Source organism: Mojavia sp., assembly GCF_059505145.1.
This window is the reverse complement of record NZ_JCACKA010000138.1, coordinates 1-16,332: the sequence shown is the minus strand read 5'-3', so window position 1 is coordinate 16,332 and position 16,332 is coordinate 1. Positions and strand designations below refer to the sequence as shown.

Sequence of the window (16,332 nt, the reverse complement as noted above, 5' to 3'; positions counted from 1 at the left end):
AAGAAGGAATAAAGGTGTACTGAATTTTGTTCAAAAATCAAATATGAGTCCTATACGTTAATTAGATAATAAATAAACCAGTTGGAGGTAATATTTATTACCTTTAACTCGAATTAAGCATTTTCTAACCAGATACCGAATTCCATATCATAGTTTTTAAGTCGTTATTACAAAATTATGACGAAAATATGATCGTTTATGTTAAATGCTAATTTTATTTAGTTTTAATGCTCAAACTAATGTTTTGCAAGGATTATATAACGTAATAAAATGGAATAATTAAACTAATAAAAATGGCATATAAGTAGCAAATCTGTCATTTGTTCCAAGCAAGTAATTTTATAGTTAATCTCAGAGAATGGAGAACATAAATGCTTGCAAAAAATCAGGGTACGGTCGTGATTACAGGAGCATCAACAGGAATTGGTGAAGCTTGCGCTTTGCTTTTAGACAAATTAGGATTTTGTGTCTTTGCTGGCGTGCGTAAAGATGTTGATGCTCAAAAACTTCAACAGAAAGCCTCTCAAAGACTTATCCCTATTTTTTTAGATGTTACTGATGCCGATTCGATTGCATTTGCAGTTGAGACAGTAAAAAATACAGTTGGCGATGAAATTGTCGGTTTAGTAAATAATGCTGGAATTGCCGTTCCAGGCCCGTTAGAATTATTACCAATTGCAGAATTTCAACAACAATTGCAAATTAATGTGACTGGACAACTAGCAGTCACACAAGCATTTCTTGGTTTATTGCGTCAAGGTCGAGGACGAATTGTGAATATGGGTTCCATCAGCGGTAGAAGTGCTGCTCCGTTTCTTGGCGCTTATAATGCATCAAAATTTGCGCTTGAAGCACTCACCGATGTGATGCGTATGGAGTTACGACCTTGGGGAATTTCAGTTTCAATTATTGAACCAGGTGCGATCGCTACTCCTATTTGGGAAAAGTCTTTCACTCAAGCCGACACAGCAAAGCAAAATTTATCCCAATCTGCCCAAAATCTCTACGGTCATGCCATGACTGCTGTACGTAAACAAGTAGGAATTCTGGCATCTAAGAGCATTTCAGCAGATATTGTAGCTCAGGCTGTTATCCATGCACTCACGGCAAAAAAACCAAAGACACGCTATCTCGTCGGTCAAGATGCGAAAATGGCAGCAGTACTCAAGTATCTTTTGCCTGACAAATTGTATGACCGTGTAATTTTATATTCAATGGGTTTATAGATATTGAGCAATGTCCACTAATTCTGTTAGCCTTTTTCTCAACTTTAAATAATTGGCGATCGCACACAGGACGAGTAATTTTTGACTGTACAAATAAGAATTAGTGTGAAAAAATATTGCAAACAAAAAAGCAGCAGACCTAGTAAAAAATTGTTACTAGGTTTGCTGCTTAATTTTGCTTTTTGAATTTATCACTATATATCTGGAATTGCATCCTGTTTAGCTGTGGGTAAAAAACCAGCCAAATATCGCATTTTCCAACTAAACCTTTGCTTCTAAAGACTTGAGTAACTCGGTATTTACACCTGACTCACGCGTTAAAGAAATTTTACCAGTGCGGGCTACTTCCCTCAGCCCAAATTTTTGCAGCACTTGGACGATCGCCACCATTTTACCTGGGTCACCTACAACTTCCAGCGTTAGGGAATCTTCTGCTACATCTACCACTCGCGCTCGGAATATCTGAGCTAAGTCGATAACTTCTGAGCGGTTGCTGCTAGTTGCATTCACCTTAAGAAGCATCAATTCTCTTTCTACACAAGGAGTTTCGGTAATATCCTGCACCTTGAGGACGTTGACTAGCTTGTACAGTTGTTTGGTCAGTTGTTCAATCACACGATCGTCACCTGGCACAACCATCGTGATCCGGGAAACTCCTCCCTGCTCAGCTGGGCCAACAGCCAGGCTTTCTATATTAAAACCGCGACGGGCAAATAAACTAGAAATGCGGGACAGAACTCCCGCCTCATCTTCTACCAGAACTGAAAGGGTATGTTTCATTTTTGCCAACACCGACTCAGGCAGCATATTACTAAAATAAAAACTAGCTAATGGCTGCCCTACACGTACTGCCCACTAAATTGCTAAATTGTAAGTCTAATCTTTCATTTTAAACTCAATACTGCACTCATTACACTTTTGAAAGAAAAGTCGTAGAGAAATCATCCTACAAGCAGAAACCCCCTGAGTACAAATCTTTTCACTGGCAGATGTAGATAATCTGGAAAACTATTACCTTTTAGATGTTATGAACCTCTAATAGGAGAAAAGTGATTTATGGGTTGGTTAAAAAGATTGTTTGGTTTAGAAAAACCTCAAAACGCGCAAGTAAATCCTACCCCCCAGCCAGTACCACAAGCTGCTACTACTGCTAGCCCCAGTTCTACCGCAACTCAATCAATTCCGCCAGAGCGTTTAGGCTTGAACGGAGAATACGATCAAAGTGGGTTGGCAAAGCGAGTAGCATTAGCATTCGATCAAGACCCACAACTTGATGATGTTGATACCCTCTGGGTTGCTCAGACAGGCAGTACTGTAGTCCTAAAAGGCAAAGTTCCTAGTCAGGAAATTCTTAACAAAATGGTTTCTGTAGCACGTTCAGTAAATGGCGCTACAGGTGTTGAAACTACTCAAGTGACGATTGGTTAAGCAGTAGTACGACTGTACAGAAGTCAAAAAATAAAATATCCTTTTGCAAGCAACATTTGAGGCTAGTAAAGGTTTTTTGGCAGATTCTCCATTTCTGCCACTATGTACTAGGCTTTAGCAATCTGCGATCGCTTTTTTAAATCTGGGAAGCAACAGACGGCTGGGTGGCTTCAAGGCACTGAGCAATCCAATCTAAAATAGCTCTGTTCACTTGCTCTGGACATTCATCGTGTGGACAATGCCCCACATCTTCTAGGTTGAGCAGCTGCAATTTGTCATTGTACTGAGCGAATTGGCTAGCAAGTGCTGGGGGAACAAATCGGTCTTTTTGCCCCCAAATTAAAAGCATAGGAATTGTTAAGGTTGGCAATACTGTCTTGACGCTAGGGCTAAAGCTAACGCCCATTGCAGCTTTGAACAGCGCAGCAAATGCACGGGCGGAACCTCGGTCTTGGGGAGGCCCAGCTAAAATGTCTATAAGTTCATCGGTAATCGCCTCTGGGTTAGCGTAGGCAAGACTAGCCCAGCGACGTAGCATACCTGGTTGACGCACCAGATGAAACACGGGTTTTAATATCAGTGGAGAAGCGACTATCTTTTTAATAGTCGTGATGATAGGCATTACGAATGGTCGTAGCAAAGCCGGGATCGCTTCTTGTTCCAATGATGGGTCAGGTAAACTCATCATCACTATACCCCGTACCATTTCAGGATGAGCGGCGGCGGCGGCTAAAGAAATCAGCGAACCATTGGAATTACCCACTAATACTACAGGTTCGCGGATAAATGCTTTCCAGAACTCATAAACCTGCTCTACCCACATTTCTATACTGTAATTAACTGGGGCCTTTTCAGAAGCGCCAAAACCCAGCATATCTAAGGCATAGACTGTGTGGTGTTCTGCTAACACCTCTAAATTATGCCGCCAATGACCAATCGAAGCACCAAAGCCATGTAGCAAAATTAGTGGTGTTTTTTGTTGATGATGTTGGGCAGAGCGGATATAAGTATAGCGAGTTTGCCAGCCTCGCCAAATCCAATCTCTTTGATTACCAACTCGCTCTTGCCAGTGTACCGTAGTGGTCACACTTCCCTCCCATTTATTGAAATTGTAATACTCTTAATTCCAATATTAAGTAATGCGATCGCCTTCTCCTGTCGGAGACGCTACGCGGTAAGCGCAGCCATGTCCGCAGGGCTTTACGGCAGTGCGCTCCGCGCAATCGCAACTGTTAAGTGCCAAAGCTGGGGAAATTTATTTCTCTTAGCTGCAAAATTGTAAACATTCGTATAAAATATTACAATTTATTGGTAACAAAGGATTTTATATGTAATCTTGCTATTCTGGAAATATACTTTCCATCTAAAATGTAAAACAATTGCCAATCAATAGTTACAATACTTAATGCTTCTCCAGGTTGTGTAATTTAGCTTAACAATTTGAGAGAATTTCTCTCATAGTGAGTAGAATGACAAATACAACAATGACACAACCAGTTTATGGATTAGTTACCCTAGAACTGTAAAGGCTCATTTTTTTAGTCCTCAGTGATTTCAATATTTTACGTCTGAGGCGTACCAATCAAAAACTAAGCCAATCAAGACCAAGCCAAATTCTTAAATAAGAGCTCCCACGAATCATAATGCCTGTGATTGAGAAAAAAAGAACTCGCGATCTGCCCCAAATTAACGAACGCATCCGGTTCCCGAAAATTCGGGTCATTGATACTGATGGCGCCCAGCTGGGAATTATGTCCCCACAGGAAGCACTCCAACAAGCCGAAGAAAAAGAGTTGGATCTAGTGCTACTTAGTGATAAGGCTGACCCGCCGGTTTGTCGGATTATGGACTATGGGAAATACAAGTTTGAACAAGAGAAGAAGGCGCGGGAAGCTCGGAAAAAGCAGCACACCGCTGATGTCAAGGAAGTAAAAATGCGCTACAAGATAGAAGAACACGACTACAACGTGCGTGTCAAGCAAGCAGAGCGCTTCCTAAAAGACGGCGATAAAGTCAAAGCGACTGTGATGTTCCGGGGTCGAGAAATTCAACACAGTGATTTAGCAGAAGATTTACTCAAGCGGATGGCAACTGATTTAGAGCCGTTTGGTGAGGTGCAGCAAGCACCCAAAAAAGAAGGGCGAAATATGATGATGCTGATCTCACCCAAAAAATAATCTTCCAAATCTTTTAAAGAAATACAAACTAAAACTAAAAATATTTAACTGGCACTGAAGTCGGTTAAATTTATCGAAACAATGATAGTCCTGAGCGCTGAGTGGGAAAAATAATACTCAGTCGCTTGGGACTTTTGCCATTTCTAGAAACAAAAGTTGCAACTTCCTGGAAATCCTCATAAACCCTGGTTTTTCAGGGTAGACAAAATATGGAGTCGATTCTGCTCCCGCTTTGTTACTGTGGGCTATGTTTAAAATTAAATGTAAAATAAGCATCTTGTGTTTTGCAAAATATACTTAATCTTATTGAGTTTGGCTATGGAAATTACTTGGCCTTTGCGCGGTCACACTACCAGAAAGTAAAACTGAATGGAACTGAAAAATAACTGGTTAGCTCCAAATAGAGGCACTCTGGCACGGCTGCTACAGTGGGTAAATCTCCGGCCGGAGGAGAGCGAACGGACGTGGATGATGTTTGCCTTTTATACAACTATATCTGTGGGATTGCGGTGGGCAGAGGACAGTACAGTAGCACTGTTTTTGGACGAATATGGGGCTAATCCATTGCCATGGATGTATATAGCCAGTGCGGTGATGGGTGTGGGGCTGGTTGTTTTATATTCTTGGCTACAAAAAATTTTCCCCTTGCGTTGGGTAATAGTGGCGATCGCACCTTGCATGGTCGTGCCATTAGTTTTATTAGTTTTATTGCGTTCTGGTCTACACGTTTCTTACCTGACAGTAGTGATCGTGTTTCTGTTGAGGTTATGGGTAGACGCGCTTTATGTAGTCAATGACCTGAATACTTCTATCGTTGCTAACCAACTATTTAACATTCGGGAAATTAAACGCACCTATCCACTAGTCAGCAGTGGTCTTTTGGTAGCCGACGTTATTAGCGGTTTTAGCTTGCCTTGGCTGCTAGAATTCGCCAAGCTCAATAAGGTGATTATCATCGCTTGTGCAGTGATTATCTTCGGGGCGGGAATTCTCAGTTATTTAACTCATCAATATCGAGAATCTTTTCCTGATGCACCGCAACGACTAGTTTCCCCAGAACAAGCTAACCAGCACCGTCGCCTGCAAGCACCACTCAAGCGCTATACCTTGCAACTGTTTGCCTTTATTGGGCTTTTGCAAGTGATTGGATTATTAATAGATTTTCAATATCTGCGCGAACTGAAATCTAATTTTGGTGACCGAGAACTTGCTAGCTTCTTGGGACTATTTGGTGGCATTGTGGGTCTGTGTGAATTATTAACGCAGTGGTTTATCTCCAGTCGCCTGATAGAACGGATTGGCGTGTTTTTTGCTGCCGCGCTTTTACCGATTACAGTAGGCTTTATTGTACCTGGGGCGATCGCATTGCTCAACATATTTCCGGCAATGCAAATGTCTGGCTTTTTTTGGGGGTTGATAATTCTCAAATTCTGCGATGAACTTTTGCGCTACACCTTTATCATGAGTAGCGGGCCAGTACTGTACCAACCAATTCCAGAGCGAATTCGCAGTAGAACGCAAACATTATCAGGAGGGACAGCAGAAGCGATCGCAACAGGTACAGCAGGATTAGTAATTCTTGCGACTTTATTTTTTACTGGACAATTTATCCCTGAACCGCTACAAAAGTGGGTATTTATAGCTGAAACAGTTGTAGTAGCTGGTATATGTTTAAAAGTAGTTTTGCTCCTGCGATCGCGCTATGTTGACCTGTTAGTTTTAAGTGCCGACCGGGGTGAGCTAAGTGCGGCAAATGTCGGTCTAAGAGTGTTCAAACAAGGAGTAGTCAAAGCTTTAGCAGAAAAAGGCAATTCCGCAGATAAACGCTCCTGCATTGAACTTTTAGCTCAAATAGATCCTAAAGGTGCGGTAGAAGTTTTAGCACCCTTACTCATAAAGTTACCGTCCGACCTCCAATGCCAGAGTCTGGAAGTAATGCTTGTTGGTGATATCAATGCCAATTATTTACCTGATGTTCGCCCTTTATTAGAACAACCCCAAGGAACTGTTACTCCTGAAGTGTTTGCCCTTGCTTTACGCTATGTTTGGCTGGCTGAACCACATCCGAATTTAAGCTTACTAGAAGAGTACTTAAACCCACGCCAACACTCACTGATTCGAGCTACCGCCGCCGCTTTACTGTTGCGTCAGGGAACGCCAATACAAAAGGTAGCAGCTACCAAAGCCATGCGTCGGATGCTGACTCATAAACTAGAACGGGAACGGGTGAATGGCGTTAAAGCTCTCAGAGAAGCAGTTTATTTGCAGGCTTTGCGGATTCACATCCCGAATTTATTGCAAGATGATTCATTAGGGGTGCGCTGTGCAGTATTAGAAATGATTGCAGCAACCCGTTTGGAAGAGTATTATTCAGCGCTACTTGCCGCACTTTATTATAAATCCACTCGCAGCACAGCAATGCGGGCATTAGTGCAATTAGAAAATGAAGCTTTAGAAATGTTGCTCAAGCTGGCTACTAATATTTATAAACCAGAAGTAGTGCGGATGTACGCTTGGCGTACTATTGGTCAAATCGGCACTCAAGAGGCGGTAGATTATTTATGGCAGAACTTAGAACAATCTTGGGGCACTACCAGATACTATATTCTCCGCAGCTTATTAAAAATACACAAACAACCAGAAATTACTAGTTTAGAGGATCAATTTTACGAAAGTAGAGTAGAAACTTTAATTGACCAGGAATTACAGTTTCTAGGCGAGATTTACGCCGCTTATATAGACTTTGCAACACCGCAGACTAGAGAAAATCAGCAATCACAAGAAGAAATTCTAGGTGTTTGCGAGTTACTGCAACGCGCCCTCTTAGAGTTAGAAATAGATGTTAAAGAAAGATTGTTACTGTTACTTAAGTTGCTTTACTCTCCAGAAAAAATGCAAGCCGTGGCTTTTAATCTCCGGTCTGAGTCAGGAGTCAACTTAGCGCGAGGTTTAGAGATTTTAGACCATACCGTGAAGCTGCGTTGCAAATCTTTGTTGTTGAATATCTTGGATAGGCGATCGCACGAAGAAAAACTGTATCTGCTCACCGAAGCAAAGTTAATCGAATATCAACCACTTTCAGTAAGCGATCGCCTCCGCAGGTTATTGATGCTAGCTAATTTCCTTTCTGACTGGTGTTTAGCTTGCTGTTTCCATTTTGCTCAAGTTAGCCACATCCGACTGACAATTCCCGAAATTATGATTTCTTTACGCCATCCGACTGGTTTTGTACGGGAAGCTGCGATCGCCTACCTAAGTGTTGTTTCACGCCGCATCCTCCTAGAACTTTTACCACAACTGCAAAAAGATCAACATCCTCTGGTGGTGGCTCAAGTTAAGGAGTTAATGGCAAAATATCAACTCCAAAAACTATAGTTACTATTTTGTTTACTAGAAGACCTATCTTAACTAGGGTATATATATTAATCAGTTAGAAACCACCTAGAAACTCTCTCACGTGCTATCACTTTCTGATCACATTTGTTGTTGATGCTGAAGGCAAATCGACTCATAAACAACAGCTTTGTAGATTCATCAGCACTATTTGAGAGGCAACATGGCTTCTGGTCAACTTCAACACGCTATTGGGATATTTCACAGCCGCAAAATTGCGCTACAGGCGCTTGATGAGTTGGGAAGTAATGGCTTTCCAATGAGTAAGATTTCGGTAATCATCAAAAAACCCAAATCCGACGAGCCACTTGATGGTGCCGAGACCAGTGAAAGTACTCTCGCTCCATCTGAAGGTGCTAGGGTAGGTGGTTTAGCAGGTGCTGGGGCGGGTGGCTTATTAACCTTAGTCGCAGGTCTAGGTGTTTTGCTGGTTCCTGGCTTTGGGCCAGCATTAGCAGCAGAGTCTGTTTTAGCCACCCTTTTAGGAAGTGGAGCTAGTGCAGCTGCTGGCGGTCTTATCGGCGCATTGCGAGGCTGGTTTCTTCCCGACGAAGCTGCTCAACTTTATAACGACCGAGTAGAGCAAGGAAATTATTTAGTGACGGTAGAAAGTACAGAAAACGAAATCCATCATGCCGAACTTGTTCTTAAGCGTTGGGGTATTCAAGAGTGGCGTGTTTTTGACGTTCCCAGAAGTTGAACTATTGTAAATCTCATACCAAGTTGCAATCAAAAGTAGCAACTGTCATTGCGAGCGAAACAAAGTGGAGCGAAGCAACCTTCCCTAACGAAAGATTACTACAACAGAACGCAACTTGGTATCAGTACCAAGCTATGGCTCACAGCTACACCTTCAGTCTCTTGCTAGCCTGTAAAGTGAAATAGGAAGTATAAGAGTATTAGGGTAGCCATGTACGTACTAATTGGTGGAGCTGGCTTGGTGGGACTGAGTTTGGCTCAAAGACTAGTAGAGCTGGGGCATACTGTTGCTGTCATTGACATTGACCCTACCGCTTGCCGCTATGCCCGTGAACAAGTGGGAGCAATGGCTTTTGAAGGCAGCGCCGTAAGTACAGAAGTATTGTTAGAAGCAGGGATTCGCAAAGCCGGCTCTTTGGCGGCTGTCCTCAGAAGTGATGCTTTAAACTTGGCAATGGTGACTCTTGCTAAACACTACGGTGTTCCCCACATTCTAAGTCGGATGCGTCACCCCGATTTCGCCGAACCATTGCGTCTAGCTGGAGCTAACCACATCATCAGTACCGTTGAGTTAGCAGTTTCAACGATGGTCAATGCCATTGAGTATCCTCAAGTAGAATCAATGATGCATTTTGAGCAGGGACAGATTGAGGTGCTAAAGCTTTCTATCCCCAATAATTGTTATGTTGTCGGCCGTAGCGTTGCTGAAATCGCTCAGGATTCCCGTTTTCCCACTGGTTCGCTAATTATTGGCTATCAACCTCATCCCCACGAAGATTTGATGATTCCTAACGGCAGTACAGTATTAGAACCTGAGTCAACTGTGCTGATTGTGACGAAGCCAGGATCCTTACATCAAGTTATTGATTTTATTGAAGGCTGTAATACTAATTTGTAATTTTTCAGATTAATCTAGGTTTCCAGGATTATATCTGTAGCCTTATTTTAAACAATTGGTGTAAATAGTTTTAATGAAGCTATATCAACATTTTTATTTAGCAATTGGTTTTATTATTCTTGCGTCTTGTCAATCAACGAAGGTTCCACCAAAGTTACAACCCGATACAACTGGGGTAACTCAATCTCACAAGATAGTGACTCTGGATAAAAAGTTCAAGATAGTAATGGGTCAAACTATCTATGTTCCTGTCTATTCCCATATTTATCATCACAATCGGCAGGAGATTTTCGAGTTAGCAATTACGCTCAGTATTCGGAATACAGATTTGAACAATCCTATGATTATTACTTCGGTGCGTTACTATGACTCGAATGGTAAATTAGTTAAACAGTATTTAGATCGTCCTATTCAACTTGATGCACTAGCTTCTACAGATTTTTTTGTAAATAGAAATGATACTAGTGGAGGTTTAGGAGCAAACTTTATTGTAGAGTGGGTAGCCCAAACAGAAATATCTGAGCCGATAGTGGAAGCAGTCATGATTGGTACTGACTACCAGCAAGGAATTTCTTTTACGAGTCCTGGTAAAGTCATCAAAAATCAAAACAACTACAAACGCTCATCTTCAAAGCAGAAATCATAAAATCTATCAATCATCTTCTAGGGTCAGCAATTGTTCATCAATAGTTTGTATCCGCCCGCGTACAATTTCTTCTGAGAGAATTCGTTTACGCATTGCCTCATTGAGCGCTCCTTTTTCAGCTAGGAGTAAGCGGCGGCGGATAGCATCAAGTTTACTGAGTTCGCTATTTTTGGCTTTCAACTCTTCTGGGCGGCGATTATAAAATTCCCGTAATGCCTTTTCTGCTCCAGCGATTCGCACTTGATAAACTGAACGCATCTCTTCATAGACAGATTTTGGCAATACCCCTGATTTCAACAGACTATCTAATTCATCCTGTGCTGCTTTACCCGTCATGAGTTGGGCTTGCATTTCTTCAACCTGCTGTTGAGTCTCTGAAAAGTTAGATAATTTTAAGCGTTTTACCACCCAAGGCAAACTTAACCCCTGCCCCACTAATGAAACCAGTACACTGCCGAAAACTAAAGCGATGAGGACTTCTCGTCCTGGTAGCGTGGTGGGTAAGCTTAACGCCAGAGCCATCGAGAGTGAACCTTTGATGTTGCCAAAAAAGAGTAAATGTTGCCAACGCAGCGGAATTGGGCGGTCAAACCAACGAACCCCTGCTAGCAGTGGATAGACTGTAAGAACTCGCCCAACTTGATAAGCCAAAACAGCAAGTAGAATAGCAGGTAAAGTCCTCCATAATATAACGAGGTTTATTTCTACACCAATCAGCAAGAAAATAAAGGTATTCACAGTAAAACTTGCATATTCCCAGAAACTTAACAAGGTTATGCGACTAGAAGCAGAAGTATTGCGGGAAAGCCCAAAATTACCGAAAATTAATCCAGCTACAACTACAGCCACAGCACCTGATACGCCTAGAAACTGCCCAACCTGAAAAGTTCCTAATGCAACTGCGACTGTCAGTAAGAGACTGCTCAGGGGATCATCTAAACGGGCGAATATAGGTATGCTCAAGTAGCCCAAGACTAACCCGATAAGGCAGCCTCCTAAAGAGATAAATAGCAGTTGTTGGATTCCCTCTAGCAATGTCAGTGAGCCTGTTGAATATACTTGCAAAATCAAGTTGAACGAAACAAGGGCCGCAGCATCGTTAAATAAAGTTTCTCCTTCAACGATGGTGGAAAGCCGGGAGGGTACTGGTATTTCCTTAAAGACGGCAATCATTGAAACCGTGTCAGTATTTGCCAAAATCACTCCTACAAATAAGGCAGGTATCCAACTCAATCCCAGCCCAAATTTTAATAGGACGGCAATAATAGCGCTAGAAAGCACAGCCCCAGGGCCAGCCAGAAGAGCAATTGGTTTAAACGTGCTGCGTAAACGGCTGACATCTGTATTGATGCCAGCTTCAAATATGAGAATTGGCAAGAAAAGATTCAAAACTAAAGAAGGATCTAAACCAATGCGACGAGACAGCAACTCAGTGATTGGTAAACCTGCTAGCACTAAACCCGTGACATAAGGAACTCGCAACCGACGGGATAGCAGAGCTACACCAGTGGCAACGAGTAGAAGAATAATTGAAATAGTAACTAATTGAGTAACACTCACTGAGATTCTGAGGATTTCTTTTGGCTTTGCTGATCAATCCTCATTTTAAGGTGTGGGGTCAGCAGACCGAATTTCTTCCACCTGACCGACTTCAAAAATCAGGGTGAAGGGTTGCCCCATTTCTCTCTCGATAAATTCTTCTAATAACTGTACTTGCCGGGGTGTGACAGCTTTCTTAGCCCGCACACTCAAGCGAACTTCCGGGGGCTTTGTCAACCAGTTGGTGTTACTGTTGAGCAACTGCAATCGTTGAAAGGTGACGGTTCGGTTCAACAATGCCCTTCGTAAGCTAATTTCTAGTTGCCCTTGTCGCACAAGTCGGGCAAAGCTGACACCCAAAGGAAGCAGCAAAACTGCTGTCAAAGCCAAAGTCCACATTAAGGGTTTATGTGCCCGTGACAAAGATGTGTAACCTGCAATTAAAAATGTCAGCATACAAGATAAGGTAATGCCGAGCAAGTTAGTCAGGTAGAGTAGGGTTGCCCCCAAACTGAGTGACCAATTTCCTTGCGACAAGCCTAAGCCAATTACACAAATGGGGGGCATCAGTGCAACTGCGATCGCTGTCCCCGCCAAACTGCCAGATATTTTTGGCTGGGCTTTGGCGTAACCACTAATACCACCAGCCGCTACTGCAATACCCAAATCTAGTAATGTTGGTTCCGAACGGGCCAGGATTTCGCTGCCATAGCTAGGTAACCGCACAAACATACCTAGAATGTAAGCGATCGCCACTGCGAGCAATGTTCCCACGACTACAGCAATCACTCCTTTGCGGAAGAGAGTGAAGTTACCTTCTAAAGCGCCAAAGGCTAACCCTCGAATTGGTAACATTAAAGGTGCAATAATCATGGCCCCAATAATTACGGCAGTACTGTTTGACAATAAACCGAAAGTAGCGATTATACAGGAGCCAACAATTAAAGTTATGTAGGATGGGTCTAGGGTTGATTCTGCCAGCAAATCCATTTGTAGTTGTTGGAGATGCCTTGGTTGAGATCTTCTGCGGCGGAAATTTTCAAAGCGGTCTCGAATGTTATTACCCAAGACCATCCTCCTTAATATAGATAACTGTTAATTTGTTGTTATTTGCTAAATCAAATCCCATATTTAGCTTGTGTTATCTGAAAATAGTTTGATGAAGATCAGCGCAAAATTTCACTAGGAATCTCTTGATGATGATTGAATCAGCAATTAGTGAAGAAGTTATTGAGGCTAATATTAAGCAGTTTCTTTTGGTATTGTCGGTATCTTTAAGTGTAGCGACCTTACCACAAATATTTAGCTGGTTTCGCCAGATACCCTACACTTTACTACTAGTGATTGTAGGATTAGGGTTGGCATTTGTTGATATCCGCTTAGTAAACCTTTCTCCTCAATTAATTTTGTTGATTTTTTTACCCCCATTGTTGTTTGAAGCAGCATGGAATTTAAAATGGTCGGACTTGAAGCGGGACTTGCTGCCAATTTGCCTATACGCAGTGTTGGGAGTAGTGATTTCTATTGTGGGGATAGCAATAGGTCTCAACCAACTGGCTGGAATATCATTGACTACAGCGCTCCTCATTGGAGCAAGTTTGTCTGCCACCGATCCAGTTTCTGTCACTGCTTTATTTCGTGAATTAGGTGTAGGTAAGCGTCTTGTCACCCTAATGGAAGGCGAAAGCTTGTTCAATGATGGCATGGCGGTAGTTGCTTTTGGTTTTTTGGTGGCATTGCCTTTGGGAACTGCACAATTGGGACTCCAGGCGCTTTTAGTGCAGTTTTTTGCAGTTGTCGGTATTGGTGTGGCTGTGGGAGCTTTAATCGGGTTTGGTATCTCCTACCTCACCCAAAGGTTCGACTTACCAATGGTAGAACAGTCTTTAACTTTGGTTTCTGCTTACGGCACTTACCTAATTACAGAAGACCTTGGTGGTTCTGGGGTAATTGGGGTTGTTACTACAGGGTTGATTTTAGGTAACTTTGGCTCTCGTGTGGGGATGAATCCGCGTACCCGAATTATTGTCTCGGAGTTTTGGGACTTTTTAGCTTTTTTTGTCAATTCAATAGTCTTTCTGCTTATTGGTGACCAAATTCGCTTTGCCAGTTTAGGAGAAAATCTAGGAATCATTGCCGTAACAGTGGCAGCAATGATTTTGATGCGGGGGGTGGCAATTTACATTCTCAGCAGTTTGAGTTCTAGCCTCACTCAGTCAGTCGTTACCTTACCTGACCAAACTATACTTTGGTGGGGTGGGTTGCGGGGTTCGGTTTCTATTGCTCTAGCTTTGAGTGTACCTACTATCCTGCCAGAAAGAGAAAAAATTATTGCCACAGTGTTTGGAGTAGTTTTATTTACTCTACTAGTACAGGGATTGACAATTAAACCTTTGTTGCAAAAGCTCAAGCTTTTAGGTGATGCGCCCCTACGCGAGCGATACATGGAACTCGTTGCCCGTAATGTAGCTTTAGAACGAGTTCTGCAACACCTCCAGACCGATCAACGCCCAGGTGTAGATCCAGAATTCCGTCGTTATCAAGAAACACTGGTTAAAGGGGAAATTGAAGATTTACAAACACAAATCGACAAATTACAAACTGAGTATCCCAATCTTAAAAACTTTATAACTGAACAGTTTCGCGGGGAACTTTTAGCAATTGAAGCAGATACTTATGCGGAATTTGTCCGGTCTGGTAGGTTAAATAGAGAACTTGCGCCCATGCTTCAGGAAGTTCTGGAAAATCAAGATTAAACCGTTTAAATCAAAACGCCATGAAACGACTTTTCCAGCATCCTGCATTTTATTTAGCTTTGCTAGTCACTGGATGCATTTCCCCTAGAGAGGCTAAGGAAGCTGAAAAACCAGTTGTAGTCAACCAACTGCCTCAAACAATTTCAAATAATGATGTTACTTATATAACTCAAGTTGTCGAACGTGTAGGGCCCGCAGTGGTACGAATTAATTCTACTCGCGTAGCAGCATCGCCCGAAGACCCTTTTTCGGAACGCTTTTTTGGTGGAAGATTACCCAATAGAGAACAAGTACAACGGGGGATTGGTTCAGGGTTTATTACTAATAGCGATGGGCTAATATTTACCAATGCTCATGTAGTGGCAGATGCAGAAAGTGTCACGGTTATTTTGAAGGATGGTCGCAGTTTTGAAGGCAAGGTGCTAGGTGCAGACCGTGTTACTGATGTGGCAGTAGTCAAAATTCCAGCCACGGGATTGCCGACAGTCAAGTTAGGGAACTCAGATAATCTTTTGCCAGGGCAATCGGCGATCGCCATTGGCAATCCTTTAGGACTTGACAACAGCGTCACCCAGGGAATTATTAGCGCTACTCAGCGTTCAATTGCAGATCTCGGAGTACCGACGGAGCGAGTTGACTTCATTCAAACTGATGCTGCTATTAATCCAGGTAATTCTGGCGGGCCTTTGTTGAATGCTGAAGGCGAAGTGATCGGTATGAATACAGCCATCATCCAAGGAGCGCAGGGTTTAGGTTTTGCTATTCCCATCAATACTGCACAAAGGATTACGGCGCAATTAGTAGCTCAAGGACGAGTGGATCATCTCTATATCGGTATTCAAATGGCTCAATTGAATCCAGAATTACGAGCAAAAATTAATCAGAGTGATGCTGGTTTTATCATTAACCAAGATACGGGTGTAGTTGTTCTCGGTATTGCCCGTAACTCTCCTGCGGCTCGTGCAGGTTTACGCCCAGGTGACATCATTGAAACTGTTAACAATGTAGCAATTAAAGATACTAGACAAGTACAACAACAAGTAGAAGCCTCTAAGATTGGCGATCGCTTACCAATTACCGTCAATCGCAACGGACGCAGACAAGCGATCGTAGTTCTTCCAGAAGCCTTACCTGCAAAAGAGCCTACTTAATATTAGAAAGCAGCCCTCACAAGCTACTGGCTTAGTTTCTTTTTTCTTTGCTTAAAGCTTGAAGAAATTTATTTACATAAAACTCTAATTGGGCATTCCGTCTTTGAGGAAACTGGATAAAACTTTAACTTGCTCTTCATAGTTTTTGGCTCTTTGCTATCGTATTAACTTAAGCTTTTAAATACTTAAGTAGTAATACAACAGCAAAGTTTACAGTTTCAGAAATCAGCTTGTCCAAGAAGACGCTATGCATTTTCAGAGCTTTCACTAAACTCTAAAAGCTGCGAAAAAAGCTGGGAAGACGATTTGAAAAGCAAGTCAAGATGGAAATAATTGTAATTGACCAGGCTCAACAGTTAATTTATAACGGGACTTAAACAAAAATTAAGCCCAAATGTAGCCCAAACTAGCTTTATAAA

Annotated in this window: 13 protein-coding genes; 9 read left to right on the top strand and 4 right to left on the bottom strand. The window is 42.3% G+C overall.

Translation table 11 applies throughout. The features are described from left to right. Positions 1-371 precede the first annotated feature (371 nt). Positions 372-1,226 (top strand): SDR family oxidoreductase, encoded by an 855-nt coding sequence (locus AC5JL8_RS37250; protein ID WP_495884715.1) that lies wholly within the window; start codon positions 372-374, stop codon positions 1,224-1,226. Positions 1,227-1,487: 261 nt separating this feature from the next. Here AC5JL8_RS37250 and ilvN read toward each other — a convergent pair whose 3' ends face one another. Next, positions 1,488-2,006: an acetolactate synthase small subunit gene (gene ilvN / locus AC5JL8_RS37245; RefSeq protein WP_495884714.1), complete on the bottom strand. Its 519-nt coding sequence runs from the start codon at positions 2,004-2,006 to the stop codon at positions 1,488-1,490. Positions 2,007-2,282: 276 nt separating this feature from the next. On the opposite strand from ilvN, the gene AC5JL8_RS37240 reads away from it, so the two are divergent. Further along, a complete protein-coding gene (locus AC5JL8_RS37240; protein ID WP_495884713.1) occupies positions 2,283-2,654 on the top strand; it encodes a BON domain-containing protein in 372 nt (123 codons plus the stop codon). A 136-nt stretch (positions 2,655-2,790) separates the two neighbouring features. Here the strand turns inward: AC5JL8_RS37240 and AC5JL8_RS37235 are convergent, their stop codons facing one another. After that, complete coding sequence (locus AC5JL8_RS37235) at positions 2,791-3,741, bottom strand: alpha/beta fold hydrolase (RefSeq protein WP_495884712.1); 951 nt, start codon at positions 3,739-3,741, stop codon at positions 2,791-2,793. Positions 3,742-4,297: 556 nt separating this feature from the next. Between AC5JL8_RS37235 and infC the strand changes: the two genes are divergently transcribed. The 5 genes from infC (at position 4,298) to AC5JL8_RS37210 (ending at position 10,467) form a co-directional block, all read left to right on the top strand. Beyond that, complete coding sequence (gene infC, locus AC5JL8_RS37230; protein WP_495884711.1) at positions 4,298-4,831, top strand: translation initiation factor IF-3; 534 nt, start codon at positions 4,298-4,300, stop codon at positions 4,829-4,831. A 369-nt stretch (positions 4,832-5,200) separates the two neighbouring features. Next, complete coding sequence (locus AC5JL8_RS37225; protein ID WP_495884710.1) at positions 5,201-8,206, top strand: HEAT repeat domain-containing protein; 3,006 nt, start codon at positions 5,201-5,203, stop codon at positions 8,204-8,206. A gap of 181 nt (positions 8,207-8,387) precedes the next feature. Then, positions 8,388-8,924 (top strand): hypothetical protein, encoded by a 537-nt coding sequence (locus AC5JL8_RS37220; protein ID WP_495884709.1) that lies wholly within the window; start codon positions 8,388-8,390, stop codon positions 8,922-8,924. Between the two features lie 210 nt (positions 8,925-9,134). After that, entirely contained in the window at positions 9,135-9,821 is a 687-nt protein-coding gene (locus AC5JL8_RS37215) for a potassium channel family protein (RefSeq protein ID WP_495884708.1), read from the top strand. 73 nt (positions 9,822-9,894) lie between these two features. Next, positions 9,895-10,467, top strand: coding sequence for a DUF3124 domain-containing protein (locus tag AC5JL8_RS37210; protein ID WP_495884707.1), 573 nt, complete (start codon positions 9,895-9,897; stop codon positions 10,465-10,467). Between the two features lie 6 nt (positions 10,468-10,473). Here the strand turns inward: AC5JL8_RS37210 and AC5JL8_RS37205 are convergent, their stop codons facing one another. Both AC5JL8_RS37205 and AC5JL8_RS37200 read right to left on the bottom strand, forming a co-directional pair. Beyond that, complete coding sequence (locus AC5JL8_RS37205; protein ID WP_495884706.1) at positions 10,474-12,027, bottom strand: cation:proton antiporter; 1,554 nt, start codon at positions 12,025-12,027, stop codon at positions 10,474-10,476. A 45-nt stretch (positions 12,028-12,072) separates the two neighbouring features. Next, a complete protein-coding gene (locus AC5JL8_RS37200; protein WP_495884705.1) occupies positions 12,073-13,080 on the bottom strand; it encodes a DUF389 domain-containing protein in 1,008 nt (335 codons plus the stop codon). Positions 13,081-13,202: 122 nt separating this feature from the next. Here AC5JL8_RS37200 and AC5JL8_RS37195 point away from each other — a divergent pair, with 122 nt between their 5' ends. Both AC5JL8_RS37195 and AC5JL8_RS37190 read left to right on the top strand, forming a co-directional pair. Next, positions 13,203-14,762, top strand: coding sequence for a cation:proton antiporter (locus AC5JL8_RS37195; RefSeq protein ID WP_495884704.1), 1,560 nt, complete (start codon positions 13,203-13,205; stop codon positions 14,760-14,762). 20 nt (positions 14,763-14,782) lie between these two features. Continuing rightward, the gene (locus tag AC5JL8_RS37190; protein WP_495884703.1) at positions 14,783-15,913 is read left to right on the top strand and encodes an HhoA/HhoB/HtrA family serine endopeptidase; all 1,131 of its coding nucleotides are present in this window, start codon (positions 14,783-14,785) and stop codon (positions 15,911-15,913) included. Positions 15,914-16,332: the final 419 nt, after the last annotated feature.